At 71.6% G+C, this 17,819-nt stretch carries 15 protein-coding genes; 3 read left to right on the forward strand and 12 right to left on the reverse strand.

The genetic code is table 11. The annotated features are described in order from the left end of the window. Positions 1–2: 2 nt before the first annotated feature. The 8 genes from B1H19_RS07100 to B1H19_RS07135 all read right to left on the reverse strand — a co-directional run bounded on the left by B1H19_RS07100 (position 3) and on the right by B1H19_RS07135 (position 9,953). A complete protein-coding gene (locus tag B1H19_RS07100; protein WP_083103767.1) occupies positions 3–776 on the reverse strand; it encodes an ABC transporter ATP-binding protein in 774 nt (257 codons plus the stop codon). Beyond that, complete coding sequence (locus B1H19_RS07105; RefSeq protein WP_083103768.1) at positions 773–1,819, reverse strand: FecCD family ABC transporter permease; 1,047 nt, start codon at positions 1,817–1,819, stop codon at positions 773–775. The genes B1H19_RS07100 and B1H19_RS07105 overlap by 4 nt, the downstream gene beginning before the upstream one ends. Beyond that, positions 1,819–2,886 carry an ABC transporter substrate-binding protein gene (locus B1H19_RS07110; RefSeq protein WP_237289189.1) on the reverse strand — a complete coding sequence of 356 codons (1,068 nt, stop codon included), beginning with the start codon at positions 2,884–2,886 and terminating at the stop codon, positions 1,819–1,821. The genes B1H19_RS07105 and B1H19_RS07110 overlap by 1 nt, the downstream gene beginning before the upstream one ends. A 112-nt stretch (positions 2,887–2,998) precedes the next feature. Beyond that, a complete protein-coding gene (locus tag B1H19_RS07115) occupies positions 2,999–3,457 on the reverse strand; it encodes a cyclic nucleotide-binding domain-containing protein (RefSeq protein WP_083103769.1) in 459 nt (152 codons plus the stop codon). A 116-nt stretch (positions 3,458–3,573) separates the two neighbouring features. Then, positions 3,574–6,378 carry an NHLP bacteriocin export ABC transporter permease/ATPase subunit gene (locus B1H19_RS07120; RefSeq protein WP_107426355.1) on the reverse strand — a complete coding sequence of 935 codons (2,805 nt, stop codon included), beginning with the start codon at positions 6,376–6,378 and terminating at the stop codon, positions 3,574–3,576. A gap of 64 nt (positions 6,379–6,442) precedes the next feature. Continuing rightward, the gene (locus B1H19_RS07125; RefSeq protein WP_083103771.1) at positions 6,443–8,734 is read right to left on the reverse strand and encodes an NHLP family bacteriocin export ABC transporter peptidase/permease/ATPase subunit; all 2,292 of its coding nucleotides are present in this window, start codon (positions 8,732–8,734) and stop codon (positions 6,443–6,445) included. Next, positions 8,731–9,540: an HlyD family efflux transporter periplasmic adaptor subunit gene (locus B1H19_RS07130; RefSeq protein ID WP_083103772.1), complete on the reverse strand. Its 810-nt coding sequence runs from the start codon at positions 9,538–9,540 to the stop codon at positions 8,731–8,733. The genes B1H19_RS07125 and B1H19_RS07130 overlap by 4 nt, the downstream gene beginning before the upstream one ends. A gap of 200 nt (positions 9,541–9,740) precedes the next feature. After that, on the reverse strand, positions 9,741–9,953 hold the full coding sequence (locus tag B1H19_RS07135) for a hypothetical protein (protein WP_083103773.1): 213 nt from the start codon (positions 9,951–9,953) through the stop codon (positions 9,741–9,743). 732 nt (positions 9,954–10,685) lie between these two features. Here B1H19_RS07135 and B1H19_RS07140 point away from each other — a divergent pair. After that, a complete protein-coding gene (locus B1H19_RS07140; protein WP_083103774.1) occupies positions 10,686–11,774 on the forward strand; it encodes a PHP domain-containing protein in 1,089 nt (362 codons plus the stop codon). A gap of 198 nt (positions 11,775–11,972) precedes the next feature. Next, complete coding sequence (locus B1H19_RS07145) at positions 11,973–12,326, forward strand: hypothetical protein (protein WP_083103775.1); 354 nt, start codon at positions 11,973–11,975, stop codon at positions 12,324–12,326. Positions 12,327–12,367: 41 nt separating this feature from the next. Here B1H19_RS07145 and B1H19_RS07150 read toward each other — a convergent pair whose 3' ends face one another. From B1H19_RS07150 to tdh, 4 genes are all read right to left on the reverse strand, one after another. Further along, a complete protein-coding gene (locus tag B1H19_RS07150) occupies positions 12,368–13,729 on the reverse strand; it encodes a chloride channel protein (RefSeq protein WP_083103776.1) in 1,362 nt (453 codons plus the stop codon). 146 nt (positions 13,730–13,875) lie between these two features. Continuing rightward, positions 13,876–14,784 (reverse strand): LysR family transcriptional regulator, encoded by a 909-nt coding sequence (locus tag B1H19_RS07155; RefSeq protein WP_083103777.1) that lies wholly within the window; start codon positions 14,782–14,784, stop codon positions 13,876–13,878. Between the two features lie 46 nt (positions 14,785–14,830). Then, positions 14,831–16,030 carry a glycine C-acetyltransferase gene (locus B1H19_RS07160; protein WP_083103778.1) on the reverse strand — a complete coding sequence of 400 codons (1,200 nt, stop codon included), beginning with the start codon at positions 16,028–16,030 and terminating at the stop codon, positions 14,831–14,833. 40 nt (positions 16,031–16,070) lie between these two features. Continuing rightward, complete coding sequence (gene tdh / locus B1H19_RS07165) at positions 16,071–17,099, reverse strand: L-threonine 3-dehydrogenase (RefSeq protein WP_083103779.1); 1,029 nt, start codon at positions 17,097–17,099, stop codon at positions 16,071–16,073. A gap of 554 nt (positions 17,100–17,653) precedes the next feature. Between tdh and B1H19_RS38600 the strand changes: the two genes are divergently transcribed. Further along, a complete protein-coding gene (locus B1H19_RS38600; protein ID WP_159028025.1) occupies positions 17,654–17,809 on the forward strand; it encodes a hypothetical protein in 156 nt (51 codons plus the stop codon). Positions 17,810–17,819 lie beyond the last annotated feature (10 nt).

The raw sequence follows: 17,819 nt of genomic DNA on the forward strand, positions 1-17,819 counted from the left end.
GTCTACGCCGTACGTCGGTGATCGAAAGCGATCAACGGATCCCCGGTGAGCGGGTGTTCGGTGACTGCGGCCCGCACGCCGAAGACCTCGGCGAGCAGGTCGGGGGTGAGCACCGCGCGGGGCGGGCCGGAGGCCACCACCGCGCCCCGGTGCAGAACGTGCAGGCGGTCGCACAGGGACGCCGCCGCGTTCAGGTCGTGCAGGGAGATCAGGGTGGTGCGACGCTGGGCGCGCAGCAGGGCGAGGAGTTCGACCTGGTGCTGGATGTCGAGGTGGTTGGTGGGTTCGTCCAGCACCAGGACCTGCGGGTCCTGTGCGAACGCCCGTGCAAGCAGGATCCGTTGGCGCTCGCCGCCCGAGAGTGCGGAGAAGCTCCGGGAGGCGTGGCGGGCCATGCCGACGGCGGCCAGGGCGTGCGCCACGATCTCCCGGTCGCGGAGGTCGTCGCCCGCGAACGCCCGCTTGTAGGGCGTGCGGCCCATCACCACCACCTCCGCCACGGTCAGCTCGAAGTCGCTGCCGCGTTCCTGCGGGAGTGCGGCGATCTGTCGTGCGGTCCGCCCCACGCTCAGGGTGCGCAGATCGGTCCCGGCCAGCAGCACCCGGCCGGCGGTGGGCCGCAGATGGCGGTAGACGGTGCGCAGCACGGTGGATTTGCCGCTCCCGTTGGGGCCGACCAGTCCGGCGATCTCGCCCTCGGCCGCCACCAGGTGCACGCCTGCGACCACGTCCCGGCCCGCGTAGCCCACGTGGAGATCCTCGATCTCGACCTTCATCGGCCCGTCTCCATCCGCCGGTCCAGAATCAACAGCAGGGCGGGCGCCCCGATCATCGCCGTGACCACACCCACCGGCAGCTCCTGGGTGTCCATGGCCGTACGGCACACCACGTCGACGATCTCCATCAGCACCGCGCCGGTGAGCGCGGCGAGCGGGAGCAGGCGGCGGTGGTCGCCGCCGATGAGCAGCCGGCACAGATGGGGCACCATCAGGCCCACGAAGGCGACCGCCCCGGAGACGGACACCAGGACGCCGGTCAGCAGGCCGGTCACCACGAAGAGTTCGCGGCGCAGCCGGGTGGCGGACACGCCCACGGCGGCCGCGGTCTCATCGCCCATGATCAGGGCGTTCATGGCGCGGGCGCGGGACTGGAGGACGAGCAGGGCGGCGGCGACGGCGAGCGCGGGCAGCCACAGGATGTCCCAGGTGGCCCCGCTCAGGCTGCCCATCAGCCAGAACAGCACGCTGCGGGTCTGCTGTTCGTCCCCGGCCCGGAGCACCAGATAACTGGTGAAGCCGGACAGGAACTGCCCGATGCCGACGCCGGCCAGGACCAGACGCAGGGGGGAGAATCCCCCGCCCCGCCGGGCCATGCTCCACACCAGCGCGAAGGCGCCGAGCGCCCCGGCGAAGGCGGCGGCGGACAGGCCCAGCGGGCTGCCGGCGCTCAGGCCCAGCACGATCGCGGCGACCGCGCCGAGGGAGGCGCCGTTGGAGATGCCCAGGAGATACGGGTCCGCCAGCGGGTTGCGGACCAGCGCCTGGGTGGCCGTCCCGATCAGGCCCAGCCCGGCGCCGACCAGCGCGGCCAACAGGGCGCGGGGAACCCGGAGTTGCCAGACGATCAGGTCGTCGGTGCCGGGCCGGGGAGCGGCGCCGCCGAGGCGGCGGAGCACCACGGACCACACCTCGCCGGGCGCGATGGTGGTGGAGCCCAGTGCCACGGCGGCGGTCAGCGCCACCGCCAGGGCGATGCCCAGCCCCAGGGCGAGCGGCGCCGGGCGCACCGTACGGCGCACCCGGCCGGTGACCGCCGCCACTACCGCCCGGCCCGGAAGGCGCCGGGGTGGATCGTGTGCGCGATCCGCTCGACCGTGTCCGCGGTGCCGACGCCGGCGATCGTCGTACGCTCCGAGCCGATCCGCAGGAATTTTCCGTCGCGCACCGCCCGCAGCCCCTTGGTGGCCGGGAAGCTCCTGAGGAACGCCTCGGCCTGGTCGTACGCCTTCTCCGTCGCCGCCGCATCGCCCCGGTTGCGGACCGCCAGCTGGATCCAGTCGGGGTTCTTGGCGACCACGTCCTCCCAGGAGACGGGCTGGAAGTCGCCGTCGCATGAGGCGAAGACGTTACGGGCCCCGGCCTGGGTGATCACGGCGTTGGCGACCTGCCTGCCGCAGACCGCCATGGGCTGTTTGGTGCCCGCGTCGAAGTCGAAGAAGAAGTAGCCGGGGCGTTTGTTCTCCGGGATGTCGCCGAGGGCCTTGTGCACCGCGGTGGTCTTCGCCCGCATGCCGGCCACGAGCTGCCGCGCCCGCGGCACGGTGCCGGTCACCGCGCCCAGCCGCATCAGGTCGCCCTCCACTCCGGACAGGTCTTTCTGCGGGCCCTTCGCCATCGAGGCGCAGGCGGTGGAGGCGAGGGAGACGTGCTTGATGCCCGCCGCCCGGAATTCGTCCTCGGTGGGTGCGCTGCCCGCGCCGCCCATGTTCCGCATCGAGGAGAAGGTGTCGACGTAGAGGTCGGCGCCCGATCCGAGGAGCTTCTCCTTGGCGATGACGGTCTTGCCGAGCACGGGGACGCTGCGCGCCCGGTCGCCGAGCTTCCCGGTCAAGGCGCCCTTGCCGGGCGGGAATCCGGTGCCGATGACGCGGTCGCCGGCGCCGAGCCGCAGCAGCATCTCCAGGGCGGCCGCATTGCTGGTGACGATCTTGCGGGGGGCGGCGGTGAAGGTGGTTCTGGCGCCGTGGCAGTCGGCCACCGTCACCGGGAAGCCGCCCGCCCCGCGTCCGGCCGCGTCCGCGTTCTTCCCCCCGTCGGCCGCTCCCCCGCAGGCGGTGGCGGCCAGCGCGACGGCCACCCCCATCGCCGACATCTTCAACGGACGCATCGGACCTACTTCCCTGTGACTCGCTGCTCGCGGGCCGCCGTTACGGCCCGGCACAGGTAGTCGGCAGGGCGGCGGCCGCGGTTCCCGCGGGTCGGGAAGCGCGTCGGACGCCTCAGATGTTCGGGCCGCTGCCCTGGGGACCGTAGAGGTCGAGCAGCCGCACCCGGGTGTGGTGCAGCCGGTCGGCGACGGTCTCGGCGACATAGCGGTACACCGCCCGGCCCAGAACGGGATCGGACTCGCACAGGTCGCGGACCACCGCGGCGTCGAATTCCACGGCCTCCACCGGGCCGGTGGTCCCCGCGCCCAGGTGCCACAGGTAGGGCGGGAAGAGCCAGGACCAGCCGAGCAGCTCACCGCGGCCGAGGGTCTCCACGACCGCCGCCCGGCGGCCGGGTACGTGCTGGTCGAGGGCGACCTTTCCGCTGCGGATGATCCAGAAGCGGTCGGCCCGCCGGCCCTCCTCGAACAGGCGGGTCTCGCGGGGCAGGGACACCTCGCGGGCGATGTCGGTCAGTTTCCGGCGCCGGTCCGGCGGCATCGCATCGAACAGGTCCTGCGCACTGGCCATCTCGTCCTCCGTCTCCCGGCTGCTGCCCGCTGTGCACGATATGCCGTGCTGTGCGGGGATACCGGGAGCGGCTCGGCGGCCGGGCGCCACGGGCGGCGGGCCGCCGGGACGACGGCTCAGGTCAGCTGACGGCGCACCAGCTCATGGAGGTGCCCGCCGGTGTCGGCCAGCAGAGCGGCGGGGGCGCCCTGCTCGACGACGCGGCCCTGCTCCATCACGATGACCCGGTCGGCGTCCATGACGGTGGACAGCCGGTGGGCGATCACCAGCCGGCTGGCGCTGAGTTTGCGGGTGCTGTCGATGACGATGCGCTGGGTCTCGTTGTCCAGGGCGCTGGTGGCCTCGTCGAAGAAGAGGATCCGCGGGCGGCGGATCAGCGCCTGGGCGATCATCAGCCGCTGCCGCTGCCCGCCGGAGATCGCACCGCCCCCGGCGATCATCGTGTGCAGCCCCATCGGCATCCGCTTGATGTCCTCGGCCAGGCCCGCCATCTCGGCCGCCTCCATGGCCTCCTCCGGGGTGAAGGACTCGGCGCCGCAGATGCAGTCCAGGATGGAGCCGGTGAGCGGCTGGGCGTTCTGGAGCACCACCCCGCACTGGCGGCGCACCGCGGCCTGGTCGAGTGCGGCCAGGTCCTGGCCGTCGTAGAGCACGCTGCCGGAGGTGGGCCGGTCGAAACCGATCAGCAGCCGCAGCAGCGTGGACTTGCCGCAGCCGCTGGGGCCGACGATCGCCACGAACTCGCCGGGCCGCACCTCCAGGGAGACGTCGTCGAGGACCAGCGGGCCGTCGTCGGTGTAGCGGAAGGAGAGCTTCTTGGCCTCCAGGGCGCCGGTGAGGGTGCCGGGCTGGGCGCTGCCGCCGCGGACCTCGGGGGTCTCGTCCAGGACCGGTTTGATCTGCTCGAACATCGGCAGCGCGGCGGCGGCCGAGACGAAGGCGCCGGTGATCTGGGTGACCGAGGTCAGCAGCATGGTCATGGAGGTGCTGAAGGTCAGAAAGGATCCGGCCGACATGCTGCCGCGGGCCGGTCCGGCCAGCAGCATGAACATGGTCAGCGTGCACAGCGGCAGATAGACGGCGTTGAGGACGGTGGTCAGGTTCTTGATCCGGCCGGCCTTCTGCTGGAGTTCCCGGGAGCGGGCGAACTCGCGGGCCCAGGCGGCGTACGCGAAGCTCTCCGCCGCCGCGACGCGCAGTTTGGGCAGTCCGCGCAGGGTCTGGAACGCCTGGTTGTTGAGCTTGTTGGAGAGTTTGATCAGCCGTCGCTGCCAGCGCAGTTCCCACAGGCCCATGGCGAGGAACACCGCGCCGATGACGACCAGCATCCCGATCGCCGCGAGCGCCAGCGGCACGCTGTACACGAGCAGCAGGACGAGGTTCATCGCGCCGAGCGTGACCGACTGCACGGCCACCGGGCCGATGCCGGACAGCACCCGGCGGATGCCGCTGATGCCCATGGCGGCGCTGGCCAGCTCGCCGGTGGAGCGTTCGGTGAAGAAGCGGGTGGGCAGCCGCAGCAGCCGGTCCCATACGGCGGGCTGGAGGGCGGCTTCGATCCGGCCTTCCATCCGCAGCACGGTGAGGTTCTGGAGCAGCATGAAGGCGGCGGTGACGACGCTGCTGATGATGACGGCGAGGGCGACCTGGACGATCAGGCTGCGCTCGGCGGCCGGTACGTAGACGCCGAGCACCTTGCCGGTGGCGATCGGGACCAGCGCGCCGAGGCCGACCGTCACCAGGCCGCTGAGCATCAGATTGCGCAGGTCCATCCGGGTGTTGCGCAGGCTGAAGCGCATCAGCCGCCACATCGTCATCGACCGCTCGGGCAGCGGGCGGTAGAACATCACGGCGTTCGATGCGAACTCGTCGGCATTGTCCTTGCCGATCCGGATGCGCAGCCCGGACGCCGGGTTGACGGCCTCGTAGCCGCCGCGGCGCCACAGCAGCGCGACCGGAGCGCCGGATTTGGCACGGTGGCCGACCAGGGGGCCGGTGTCCGTCCGCCACCAGCGGTGGCCCAGGCGGACCGCACGGGTGCGGATACGGGAGCTGACGGCGATCCGCTCGACGGGGGTGATGCGGTCGTTGACCGCGCCGCCCCTGGGGGGCTCGGTCAGGGTGATCCCGGCGGCCTCGGCGACCGTACGGCAGACCGCGAAGGTGGCGTCGGCGGTGGCGCGGTCCTCGGATCCGCCGCGGCCGCCGCGGTCCTGGCGGCCGATGGAGGCCAGCAGCGCCTGGTCGGCCCGTTCGCGGACCGCCTCGCCCGCCTTGATGCCGGCCGCCGTACGGTCCTCGTGCGCCCGCTCCAGCTGCTCGATCCAGCGGTCCACCGCCGACAGCAGCCGGTATTGCTGATTGACCATCTGCTGCCACATCGCGGCGTCGACGAGCAGATCGCCCGCCGCCTCCGCGCTGTAGGAGGCGCCGTACTGGACGCTGCCGGGCGGCACCGGCATCCACAGGATGTCGTCGTCGGCGACCGCGTCGTCGCCGGGCCGGCCCTCCAGCGGGGCCTCGAAGAGCACGCCCAGGCTGCGGGCGGTGCCCAGCGCGAAGGCGTGCTCCAGGGCGGAGGGTGCGCCGCCGCCCAGGGTCCCGTTGGGGTCGTAGCCGTCCTCGTATCCGTAGCCGCCCTCGTGGCCGTACTCGGGGCGCGGCAGTTCGCGCAGCGGGATGCGGCGCAGCGTGCAGTCCTGCGAGGGGCGGCCGAGGAGGGTGTGCTGCGGGCCCTGGACGGGGCCGAGCAGCAGGGTGCCGGTTTCGAGCCGGCCGAGGAAGTGCCAGTGGCCTTCCTGGACGGTGTCCACGGCGAAGAGGTCGAGGGCGCCGCCGGTGACCAGCCACAGGACGTGCGGGCCTTCCAGGGGGACGCTGCGCAGTCCGGTGCAGTCGACGGGGGTGCCCAGTGCGCCCATCGCCTGCGTCACCGCGTCGAGCTCGTCGGGTCCGGTGACCGCGGACGGGTGGGTCGATGCCACGTCAGTGCTCCTTGACCAGCTCGGCGTAGGCGCCGCCGGCGGCGACCAGATCCTCGTGCCGCCCGCGTTCGACGACCACTCCGTGGTCGAGGACCACGATCTCGTCGCTGTCGCGGACCGTGCTGAGCCGGTGGGCGATGACCACGCAGGCACAGCCGCGCCGCCGCAGGTTGTCGATGATGGTCTGTTCGGTACGGGCGTCCAGGGCGCTGGTCACCTCGTCCAGGACCAGGATGCTGGGCCGCCGGACCAGGGCGCGGGCGATCTCCAGGCGCTGGCGCTGGCCGCCGGAGAAATTGCGGCCGTCCTGTTCGACGCGGCTGTAGATGCCGTCGGGGCGGCGGGCGATGACATCGTCGTAGAGCGCGGCGTCGCGCAGCGCGGTGATGACGGCGTCGTCGGGGATGGACGGGTCCCACAGAGCGACGTTGTCGCGGACCGTTCCCTCGAAGAGAAAGATGTCCTGGTCGACGAAGGACACGGAGGCGGCCAGCGCGCTGCGGGGGATGTCCTCCAGGCGCTGCCCGTCGATGCGGATGGTGCCTTCCCAGGGGCTGTAGAGACCGGATATCAGCCGGGAGACGGTGGATTTGCCGCTGCCGGAGCCCCCGACGAGGGCCACCTGACGGCCGGGTCCGACGGCGAGGGAGAAGCCGGTGAGCAGCGGTTTGTCCAACGGGCTGTAGCCGAAGGTGAGGTTTTCCAGGGTGACGTGGCCCTTGAGGCGGCGGGTGTCGGTGTCGGACCCGGGGCGGGAGTAGAGGGTGTCGGCCGGGAAGGACTCGACGTCCTTGAGGCGGGCGACGTCGGCGGCGAAGTCCTGGATGCGGCCGGCGACTCCGTTGAGGCGGGTGATGGGCGCGGTGAAGCGGGTCACCAGGGCCTGGAAGGCGACGAGCAGGCCGATGGAGATATGGCCCTCGACGGCCCGCAGTCCGCCGATCCACAGGATGAGCGCGCTGTTGAGGGTGGCGAGGGTGGGGGCGACGACCGCCAGCCAGGCGCTCGGCACGCCGAGCCGCTGCTGTACCTCCAGGGTGGTGGCGTGCTGGCCGGCCCAGCGGCGGAAGTAGCCGTTCTCGCCGCCGGTGGCCTTCATCGTCTCGATGAGCTGGAGGCCGGTGTAGGAGGTGTTGGTCAGCCGGGCGGTGTCGGCGCGCAGCTTCTGGGTGTGGGTGGCGCGGATGCGGATGACGATGCGCATCGCGACGACGTTGAGCAGCGCGATGCCCACGCCGATGACGGTCAGCTGGGGGTCGTAGGTCCACAGCAGGAACGCGTAGAGGACGACGACGATGCCGTCGACGCCGGCCGCGGCCAGGTCGCGGGCCAGCGTTTCGGCGACCGCGTCGTTGGACTGGAGGCGCTGGACGAGGTCGGCGGGGCTGCGCTGGGCGAAGAAGGTGACCGGCAGCCGCAGCAGATGGCGCAGGAAGCGGGCGCTGGTGAGGGTGGAGGAGATGATGCGGCCGCGCAGCAGATTGGCCTGTTGCAGTCCGGTCAGGACGGCGGTGAGCGCGACCATCGCGGTCATCGAGGCGAAGAGCGGCCCCAGCAGCGAGGTCTGGTTGCCGATCAGGAACATGTCGATGTACGTCCGGCTGAGCGCGGGCACCGCGGCGCCGACCGCGACCAGCAGCAGGCTGGCGAGCAGGGCGGCCAGCAAGGTGCCCTTGGTGCCGCGCAGCCGGGCGGGCACGGCGCCCAGGATCCCCGGTTTGCGGCCGCCCTTCTCGAAGGACTCCGACGGCTCGAAGACCAGCGCGACACCGGTGAAACTGGTGTCGAAGTCCTCCGTCGCCACGAAGCGGCGGCCCTTGTCGGGGTCGTTGATGTAGACGCCCTTGCGGCCGAGTTTGCGGCCCATGCCGTCGTAGACGACGTAGTGGTTGAACTCCCAGAAGAGGATGGCGGGCGCCTGGACCTCGGCGAGCGCGGCCGGTTCCATCTGCATGCCCTTGGCCGTCAGTCCGTAACTGCGGGCGGCCTTGAGCAGATTGCTGGCGCGCGAGCCGTCGCGGGAGACGCCGCAGGCGATCCGCAGTTCCTCCAGCGGCACATGGCGGCCGTAGTGGGCCAGAACCATGGCCAGGGAGGCGGCGCCGCATTCGACGGCCTCCATCTGGAGGACGGTGGGGGTGCGGACGGTCTTGGCCTTCGTGGCCTTGGGACCCGGGGCGGGGGCGCGGCGGGAGCGGCGGCCGGGTGCGGGCTCGGGGCGGTGCCGGCGGCGGCCCGGCGGCGGCAGCTGCGGGGCGGGGGCGCCGGTGGCGGGTGGCTGGGGTGCGCTCACGGAAGCAGCCAATCGATCGGATGCTGCTCGGCCAGGTGGACGGCGCCGCCGGCCATGGTCATGGAGTCGACGGCGAAGGGCGGGCCGTCGGAGGTGGACCAGGCGTAGCCGGACCGGGTGTGCGCCGAGCGGTCGAGCTTCACCAGGACGGCGACGGGCGGGCCGTGCTGGGAGAACTGCTCGCCGAGCTGGCTGCTGCCCAGGTAGGTGCCGATGCGCTGGCGGGTCTCGGTGCTGCGGCCGACCGCCTGCACATGGCCGCGCAGCACGCCGTACTGCTGGCTCGGGACGGACTGGACGGTGAGGTCGACCGAGGCGCCCACCGGGACCGACGCGGCGCTCTCGGCCGGGACGTAGAGCGTCGCGGTCAGCGGGTCGTCGGGCCGGGCGATCCGTTCGACGGAGGCCACGTCCGCGCCGGTGGTGACGACCGAGCCGATGGTGGCGACCATGCCGGTCACCCGGCCGGCCGCGATCGCGCGGACGACGGCGGAGGTGCCGCGCTGCGTACGGACCTTGAGGACGGGGGCGTTGGCGGCGACCGGCTTGCCCTCTTCGGCGAGTACGGCGGTGACCTGTCCCGCGACGGGGCTCTGGAGGATGTAGCTGCCCTGGCCGTGGGTGAGGATGCCCGGCGCGTCGAGGGTGGAGGAGACGGTGCCGTTCACCGCCCAGACGGCGGCGCCGATCACCACGGCGAGGGTGACGATCAGTACGAGCCAGCCCTGGGGGCGGGCGAAGCGCACCGGAAGATCGATGTCCTCCGGTGACTGCAGTTTGGAAAGGGCCTGTTGACGAAACTGCACGACACTCTTCCCTCAACTGCAATGGTCTGTCGGGACGGCACGGACACGACGAAGGCGCCCGACCTTCGCTGCGGGGCCGAGCGTACGGTGTCGCGCCCGGGGCGCGGAAGCCGGGTGCCCCGGAACCCGGCGAAAGCCAGGTGTCCCGGGGCAGCCGGCCGGCAGGTCGGCAAGGAGGGGAAGCCGACATGCCATGGTGCTCAGAGGCCGGTGGCGAGACCCGCGACCTGAGCGGTGTTGACGCCGGTCGCACCCTCGACGGTGCCGGTGAGGGTGCCGGCGGTGCCGGCCAGGTTGAGGCCGGTGGCGCCCTCAAGGGTGCCGTTGGCGGAGTTGAGCAGGCCACCGACGAGGCCACCGGCCACGTTGTCCAGCTCGTTGTCAGCGATCTCCTGGGTCTGAATCTCACGCATGGTGATTCCTTTCGAATACATATTTCAGATAGCTACGGCCGAGTCGTCCGACAGGGCGATCCGGCCCCGGCAACGGCTGTACCAGGACGCGAAATCGAGAACCCCTGTGCGACTTCCGCGGTGCGATGGATCAAAGCATGCAGGCGCGCTGGTCTGCTAATCCGACGACCACGGATCCGGACCCCAAGCCTCCACCGAATTACGTGACGTGGATACATGTTCATGACTTGGTGGCAGCTTCTTCACAACTCCCGACGCCCCGACCGCACCGTTTTGGCGCGCCCTTTACCTCGAACGCGACATTCCCGCCCCAAACCATGGATCCGCAGGTCAGACCATGGATGGACAGCGGTGGGGAGTGCCCGTGCGGTGCCGTCGATGTGGAGATTTTCTGAAGGCCGACAATTTTTGCGCGGCTCTGACGGGTTGCGACCACAGGCCCGCGAAGGTTGCCCTTGGCATCTATCAACGGGGCGTTGCCGCGCATTAACGACGTATGAATCCGCCGCCCTTCCCGGGCGATATTACCGGGAATGCACGCCGCAATCCTCACAGCATTGTGACAGAAACCTATCGGCTATCCAGAGAACGGACATAACCGCATAACGACGTCACACGGGACGAGGGGGAAATGCGCGGTTCGCACCGGAGCGGCCGCCGCCGATGGCAGCCGCTCGCATCCTGCGGCACGGTGACGGGAGGGGGCCGTGGACGACGCAGGGAGCCGTGGACATGGATCCGGTCGAGGCGCTGGAGCGGATCGCCTTTCTGCTGGAGCGGCAGGGCGCGGTGACCTACCGCGTCCAGGCGTTCCGCACGGCCTCCGCGGTGATCGGTGGCCTCCCCGCCGACGAACTGCGGCGGCGCGCGGCGAACGGTTCGCTGGCGCGGCTCAAGGGACTGGGGCCCAAGACGACCCGGGTCGTGACGGAGGCACTGTCGGGCGACATACCGGACTATCTGGCGCGGCTGGAGGAGGAGGCGGGCGGGCCGCTGGTCGACGGGGACCGGGGGCTGCGGCTGCGGCGGGCGCTGCGCGGCGACTGCCATCTGCACTCGGACTGGTCGGACGGCGGCAGCCCCGTGGCGGCGATGGCCCGCGCGGCCCGCGATCTCGGCCATGAATGGTGTGCGCTGACCGACCACTCCCCCCGTCTCACCGTCGCCCGCGGGCTGAGTGCCGAGCGGCTGCGGGAGCAGCTGGCGCTGGTGGCGGAGGTCAACGCCCGCCTGGCCCCGTTCCGGCTGCTCACCGGCATCGAGTGCGACATCCTCGACGACGGCGCGCTGGACCAGGAGCCGGAGCTGCTGGCGCAGCTCGATGTGGTGGTGGCGTCGGTTCACTCCAAGCTCCGGATGGAGCCCCGCCCGATGACCCGCCGTCTGCTGGCCGCGGTGGCCAACCCCCTGGTCGACGTCCTGGGCCACTGCACCGGCCGCCAGATCACCGGCAGAGAGCGCCCCGAGTCCCGCTTCGACGCCGCCGAGGTCTTCGCCGCCTGCGCCGCCCACCACACGGCCGTGGAGATCAACTGCCGCCCCGACCGCCTCGACCCGCCCCGCCGCCTGCTCCGCCAGGCCCTGGAGACCGGCACGCTCTTCGCGATCGACAGCGACGCCCACGCCCCGGGCCAGCTGGACTGGCAGATCTACGGCTGCGCCCGCGCGGAGGAGTGCGGCGTACCGCCGGAGCGGGTCATCTCCACATGGTCGGCAGGGGAGTTGAGGGAGTGGACTACGGCGGGGCGGGTGCCGGAGAGCCAGGACCGGGGCGACGAACCGCCGGGCGGCACGTCCGCGCCGCCTCTCCTCCGGCCGTAACCCATGTGTGCCATTCGTCGGACTTACGGGCCAACTGATAAGTCCGACAGCGCCAGTTCGCGGAGCCGGCGCCGATGCGCGGCGGTCGTGAGACTCGGCGCGTCACCGAGTTTGTGCATGACCTTTCGTATTAGCCTCCATTAACTGTACGAAGTTGATCGCTTACCGATCGCTTCCGTTCGATCTATCGGAGATGACATGCGCAAGCTTCGCAAGGCTGCCGTCGTGGTAACCGTCCTCGGAAGCGTCGGCCTGCTCGGTGCCGGTACCGCTTACGCCGGCGGCGGGACCAGCGACTACCGCACCCAGTCGGTCCACGAGGGCTACCAGCAGCAGTCGAGCGGCGGCCGACACGGCAAGTCGCACGCCCGCAAGACCTACATCCGGCAGAGCACCTCGTGCAGGACCTTCGAGAAGAACACCGACATCCTGGGCGAGATCGGGTCCGACGACCCCCTGTGGATCCTCACGCACGGCCTCAGGGCCAGGCCCGGGGTGCAGAAGACCAGACTCGGCTCGTCGGAGGGGTGCAACAACATCATCCGTCTGTAACGGATGGCGCGGACCGCCGAAAGGGGTCCCCGGGCCGAGCCTCAGGCCCGGCCCGGGGACCCTTTTTCCCGCCCTTCGCCGGGGCCCGCCGCGGGGGTCAGCCGGGCCGTCAGCACATACGCGACCACCACCGCCACGATCACCAGCGGCAGGACGGTCAGGCCCGGGCGGCCCAGCAGCAGGGCGGCCATCAGCACGGAGGTCAGCGGCAGGCGGAGCACGGCGACCGTCATGGCGCCGATGCCCATGGCGGAGGCGGCGGTGATCTGGAGACCGGGGAGGTGGGCGAGGGCCACGCCGCCGACGGCGCCCAGGAACATCGCCGGGAAGATGGGGCCGCCGCGGAAACAGCTCAGCGATGCGCAGTAGGCGAGCCCTTTGCACACGACCAGCAGCACCAGCGCGCCCGCCGAGAAGCCGGCGATGTGGTCGAACAGCGAGCCCAGCGCGGACTGGCCCGAATACAGCAGTTCGGTGGCGGGTTCGCCGGTGGCCTCGGCGAAGGCGATCGCCAGCGCGGCGACCGCGAGGGCCATCGCCAAGGTGGCCGGGAGCCGGTGGCGGATGACGCGGCCCTTGAGGACGAGCGAGAGGCGCCGTACGCCGCATCCGGCGAGGGCGGCGAGCACCCCGATGGCCAGGGCCCAGCCGAATTCCGGGAGCGTCGGGGCGGCCGCCTCGGGGACGTGGTGCAGGGTCAGGGAGTACGTGCCGAGGCCGGTCCAGTCGCCCAGGCCGGTGAAGATGAGCGCGCCGATCCCGGAAGCGAGCAGACCGGGCACCAGCACCGCACCGAGCAGCGCCCCGCCCTGCCCCGAGGTCTCCATCAGCAAGAACGCGCCCAGGAGCGGCGAGCCGAACAGGGTGCTGACCGCCGCGAAGCTGCCGGCGGCGCCCACCACCTTGACGGCCAGCTCCGGTACGTCCCGCCGCAGCCGTACGGCACCGGCCGCCAGCCCGCCGCCGAGGGCGATCAGCGGCGCCTCCGGGCCGAGCACCGCACCGCAGGCGAGGGTGGCCAGCGCCGCCAGCACGATCCCGGGGAGCACGGCGAGGGGCGGCGGGCCGCCGAACGCGAATCCGTCGGCGGGTTCATGGCCGCCGTTGCCCGGGAGATGACGGATGGTCAGCACCACCAGCAGTCCGCCGGCCGCGAGCAGGGGCAGCGGCCACCAGACGGGGGTGGCGGAGAAGCCGAGCGCCGTCGGCAGATCGCGGTAGAGCAGCGGTTCCAGCTCATGGACCAGGGCGAGGAAGCCGAAGGCCGCGGCACAGATGGGCAGGCCCAGCAGTGCGGCCAGCAGCAGGAGCCCCAGATAGCCGCGGCTGCGCAGCAGCGCGGCCGGGTCCGGTGGCGCCGTGGCCGGCGTCCCGCCGACCGGTCCCGACCGCCCGACCGCCATGCGCCTCGCCTCCGCCTCGCCGTGCGGGAGCCGGAGCCGGGAGGACGCCCGGCGCGCCGTCCGGCCGCCGCCGTGCCGAGCCTGCCACGGCCGCACCGGGGCGAAAGGGACGACACGGCCGGGCGGCGGCGTCCCGGCCCGCCGGATCACCCCTGGGGTGCCGCCGCCTCCCGGAGGGCCGCCAGCACCGGCCGCAGCAGGGGGTGTTCCTCGGCCCCGCGGCGTACCGCGGCGAAGACCCGCCGGGTGGGAGCGACGCCGTCGACGGGCCGGACCACCACCCCCGTCAGGTCCATGTCCGCGAGCGCCGAGCGCGGTACGAGGGCGACCCCCGCCGCGGCCGAGGCCAGCGAGACCACCGCGCGGAAGTCGTCCGAGAAATGCTCCAGCCGCGGCTCGAATCCGGCGTATTCGCAGGCCAGGACGACGACGTCATGGCAGGGGTTGCCGGTGTAGGGGCCGATCCACGGGTCGGCCGCGAGATCCGCCACCGCCACCTGTGCGGCGTCCGCGAGACGGTGGCCGACGGGCAGGACGGCGTCGAACGGCTCGGCGTACAGCGGGACGCGGGTCAGCCGGGGATCGTCGGCGCGCGGCGCGCCCCGGTATTCGACGGCGACCGCCACATCGACCTGCCGGTCGAGGACCATCACCAGGCTGGCGTCCCCCTCGGCGTCCTGGACGCGGACCCGGATGCCGGGCGCGCGGGCGGCGAGCGTGGTGATCGCGGGCGCGACGACCAGCGAGATGCCGGTGGCGAAGGCCGCGACGGTCACCACGCCCGCGTCGCCGGAGCCGTACGCGGCCAGCTCCGACTCGGCGCGTTCCAGCTGGGCCAGGACGGCGTTGGCGTGGCCGAGCAGGATCTCGCCGGCGGCGGTGAGCGTCACCCCGCGGGCGCTGCGTTCGACCAGGCGGTGGCCGGTCTCCTGCTCCAGGGCGGCCAGCTGCTGGGAGACCGCGGAGGGGGTGAGGTAGAGCGCGGCGGCCGCGGCGGTGACCGTACGGTGGTCGGCCACCGCGCGCAGGATGTGCAGCCGCCGTGCTTCGATCATGTTTCCAGTTTCTCAGGGGCCGGCCGGTTCTCAGGGCGTGGCCGGATCAGTTCCCCAGAACGGCACGGGCCGCGACGAAGGCGTCCACGGCCCGGTTGACGTCGTCGGTGGAGTGCGCCGCCGACAGCTGGACGCGGATGCGTGCCTGGCCCTGGGGGACGACCGGGTAGGAGAAGCCGATCACATAGACGCCGCGCTCCAGCAGCAGCTCCGCCATCCGGGCCGCCTCGGCCGCGTCGCCGATCATGACGGGGGCGATGGCGTGCTCGCCGGGCAGGATGTCGAAGCCTTCCGCGGTCATCCGGGAGCGGAACAGTGCGGTGTTGGCGTTCAGGCGTTCGCGCAGGTCACCGGCCGACTCCAGCAGGTCGAGCACCTTGAGGGAGGCGGCGGCGATCACCGGCGCGAGCGAGTTGGAGAAGAGGTACGGGCGCGAGCGCTGGCGCAGCAGGGCGACGATTTCGGCGCGGGCGGCGACATAGCCGCCGGAGGCGCCGCCGAGGGCCTTGCCGAGGGTGCCGGTGATGATGTCGACGCGGTCCATCACGCCGTGGAGTTCGGGGGTGCCGCGGCCGCCGGGGCCGACGAAGCCGACGGCGTGCGAGTCGTCGACCATCACCATGGCGCCGTAGCGGTCGGCCAGATCGCAGATCTCGCGCAGCGGTGCGAGATAGCCGTCCATGGAGAACACGCCGTCGGTGACGATGAGCGTACGGCCCGCGCCGCCCTCGGCCGCCTCCTTCAACTGCCGTTCCAGGTCGGCCATATCGCGGTTGGCGTAGCGGAAGCGGCGGGCCTTGGAGAGCCGGATGCCGTCGATGATGGAGGCGTGGTTGAGGGCGTCGGAGATCACCGCGTCCTCGGGGCCGAGCAGGGTCTCGAAGACACCGCCGTTGGCGTCGAAGCAGGAGGAGTAGAGGATGGTGTCCTCCTGGCCGAGGAAGCCGGAGATCCGCCGTTCCAGCTCCTTGTGGACCTCCTGGGTGCCGCAGATGAAGCGGACCGAGGCCATGCCGTAGCCCCAGCGGTCGAGGGCCTCGTGGGCGGCCGCGACGACCTCGGGGTGGTCGGCGAGGCCGAGGTAGTTGTTGGCGCAGAAGTTGAGGACCTCGCCGGGGTTTCCGCCGGCGGTGACCGCGACGGTGGCGGACTGCGGGGTGCCGATGACGCGCTCGGGCTTGTGCAGTCCGGCGTCCCTGATCTCGTCGAGGGTGGTGCGCAGTTCGTCGCGTACGGAGTCGAACATGGGGGATTTCTCCAGGAGTTGGGGTGGGACGGGACCGGGGTCAGGCTGTCCAGTCGAGGATGACCTTGCCGCCGCGGCCGCCGGCCGCTTCGTCGAAGGCGGCGTCGAAGTCCTGGTAGGGGTAGCGGCCGGTGATCACGGGGGACAGATCGAGGCCGCCTTCGAGGAGGACGGACATCGCGTACCAGGTCTCGAACATCTCGCGGCCGTAGATCCCCTTGATGGTGATCATGGAGGTGACGATCCGGGACCAGTCGACGGCGAATTCCTGGGCGGGCAGGCCCAGGACGGCGATCTTGCCGCCGTGGGTCATGTTGTCGATCATGTCGCGCAGCGCCTCGGGGCGGCCGGACATCTCCAGGCCGATGTCGAAGCCCTCGCGCAGGCCCAGCGCGCGCTGGCCGTCGGCGATGGAGGTTTTCGCGACGTTGAGCGCGAGGCTCGCGCCGACCTTGCGCGCCAGCTCCAGGCGCGGCTCGCTGACGTCGGTGATCACGACGTTGCGGGCGCCGGCGTGCCGGGCGACGGCCGCGGCCATGATGCCGATCGGGCCGGCGCCGGTGATCAGGACGTCCTCGCCGACCAGCGGGAAGGACAGCGCGGTGTGCACGGCGTTGCCGAACGGGTCGAAGACGGCGGCGATGTCGAGGTCGACGGGGTGGCGGTGCACCCACACATTGGCCGCGGGCAGCGCCACGTACTCGGCGAAGGCGCCGTCGCGGCCGACGCCGAGGCCGACCGTGGCGCGGCACAGATGACGCCGTCCGGCCAGACAGTTGCGGCAGCTCCCGCAGACGAGATGACCCTCACCGCTGACCAGATCACCGGGGGTGATGTCGGCGACGTCCCGGCCGGTTTCGACGACCTCGCCGACGAATTCATGGCCGAGGGTCAGCGGGGCGCTGATGGACCGCTGGGCCCAGCCGTCCCAGGAACGGATGTGCAGATCCGTTCCGCAGATGCCGGTGCGCAGCACCTTGATCAGGACATCGCCCGCGCCGACGGCCGGCTCGGGCACCTCCGTGAGCCACAGTCCGGGCTCCGCCTTCTGCTTGACCAGTGCCTTCACGTTGGCGCTCCCCGTATGTGCATGGATGGGTGCAGAGACCTGCCGGGGGCTCTTTTCGGCCGCCCGGTCCGCGTCAGAAAATCTCCCGCACACGGGCCGGTCGGTCCATCGAGGTTTTCTTAAGCGGGGTCACAGCTGTCCTGTACGCCCCCTGGGTGCAGGGCCGCCCCGGGGACGCCGCGGGCGGCGCCGGGCGGCCGCGGAAAGGGCGGGCCGTCCGGTAAGGCCGGGTTCGGTAAGGGCCGGCTCCCGGTTTGTGACGACGTCGGTCGGATTTGTGCTGCCATCGGTACATCGAAAGTCGTACACCGAAAGGGGTATTCCGCGGAGACGGCCAGCGGCCATACCGCTTCCGCGTCCCGGACTCATTCCCCCTCGGAATACTTAAGCGAAATGCTTAAGCGAATGCGCACCGTACGGAGGCGCCGGTCCGGGCTATACGAGGGCCCCGAAAACAATGTCCTGAATCGGATGGCCCCGTGAACGATCAGCTGACTAATGTCCTTTCCGCTGAGCGGTAGCCAGCGAACACCGCCTCATGATTGGGGAGTTCCATGGAAACTCTGTCAGTATTCGCCCCTCGCCCGGCCGGCGTTCTCGACCGGGAGCCGGAGGTCTCGTTCCTCGACGGCGCGCAGGAGGTGCAGGCCGATGCCTGTCCCATCAGCGTATGCGCCGACCACTGTGTCGGTACCGGGCACACCGGCTGAGCCGTCCGCG

It is taken from the genome of Streptomyces gilvosporeus (assembly GCF_002082195.1).
Lineage (GTDB): Bacteria > Actinomycetota > Actinomycetes > Streptomycetales > Streptomycetaceae > Streptomyces > Streptomyces gilvosporeus.

What these genes read in the sequence shown, in the direction of transcription:
- B1H19_RS07100 (WP_083103767.1), bottom strand. Translation starts at nt 776, where the DNA reads ATGAAGGTCGAGATCGAGGATCTCCACGTGGGCTACGCGGGCCGGGAC.
- B1H19_RS07110 (WP_237289189.1), bottom strand. Translation starts at nt 2,886, where the DNA reads ATGCGTCCGTTGAAGATGTCGGCGATGGGGGTGGCCGTCGCGCTGGCC.
- B1H19_RS07115 (WP_083103769.1), bottom strand. Translation starts at nt 3,457, where the DNA reads ATGGCCAGTGCGCAGGACCTGTTCGATGCGATGCCGCCGGACCGGCGC.
- B1H19_RS07120 (WP_107426355.1), bottom strand. Translation starts at nt 6,378, where the DNA reads ATGGGCGCACTGGGCACCCCCGTCGACTGCACCGGACTGCGCAGCGTC.
- B1H19_RS07135 (WP_083103773.1), bottom strand. Translation starts at nt 9,953, where the DNA reads ATGCGTGAGATTCAGACCCAGGAGATCGCTGACAACGAGCTGGACAAC.
- B1H19_RS07140 (WP_083103774.1), top strand. Translation starts at nt 10,686, where the DNA reads ATGGATCCGGTCGAGGCGCTGGAGCGGATCGCCTTTCTGCTGGAGCGG.
- B1H19_RS07145 (WP_083103775.1), top strand. Translation starts at nt 11,973, where the DNA reads ATGCGCAAGCTTCGCAAGGCTGCCGTCGTGGTAACCGTCCTCGGAAGC.
- B1H19_RS07150 (WP_083103776.1), bottom strand. Translation starts at nt 13,729, where the DNA reads ATGGCGGTCGGGCGGTCGGGACCGGTCGGCGGGACGCCGGCCACGGCG.
- B1H19_RS07155 (WP_083103777.1), bottom strand. Translation starts at nt 14,784, where the DNA reads ATGATCGAAGCACGGCGGCTGCACATCCTGCGCGCGGTGGCCGACCAC.
- B1H19_RS07160 (WP_083103778.1), bottom strand. Translation starts at nt 16,030, where the DNA reads ATGTTCGACTCCGTACGCGACGAACTGCGCACCACCCTCGACGAGATC.
- B1H19_RS38600 (WP_159028025.1), top strand. Translation starts at nt 17,654, where the DNA reads ATGGAAACTCTGTCAGTATTCGCCCCTCGCCCGGCCGGCGTTCTCGAC.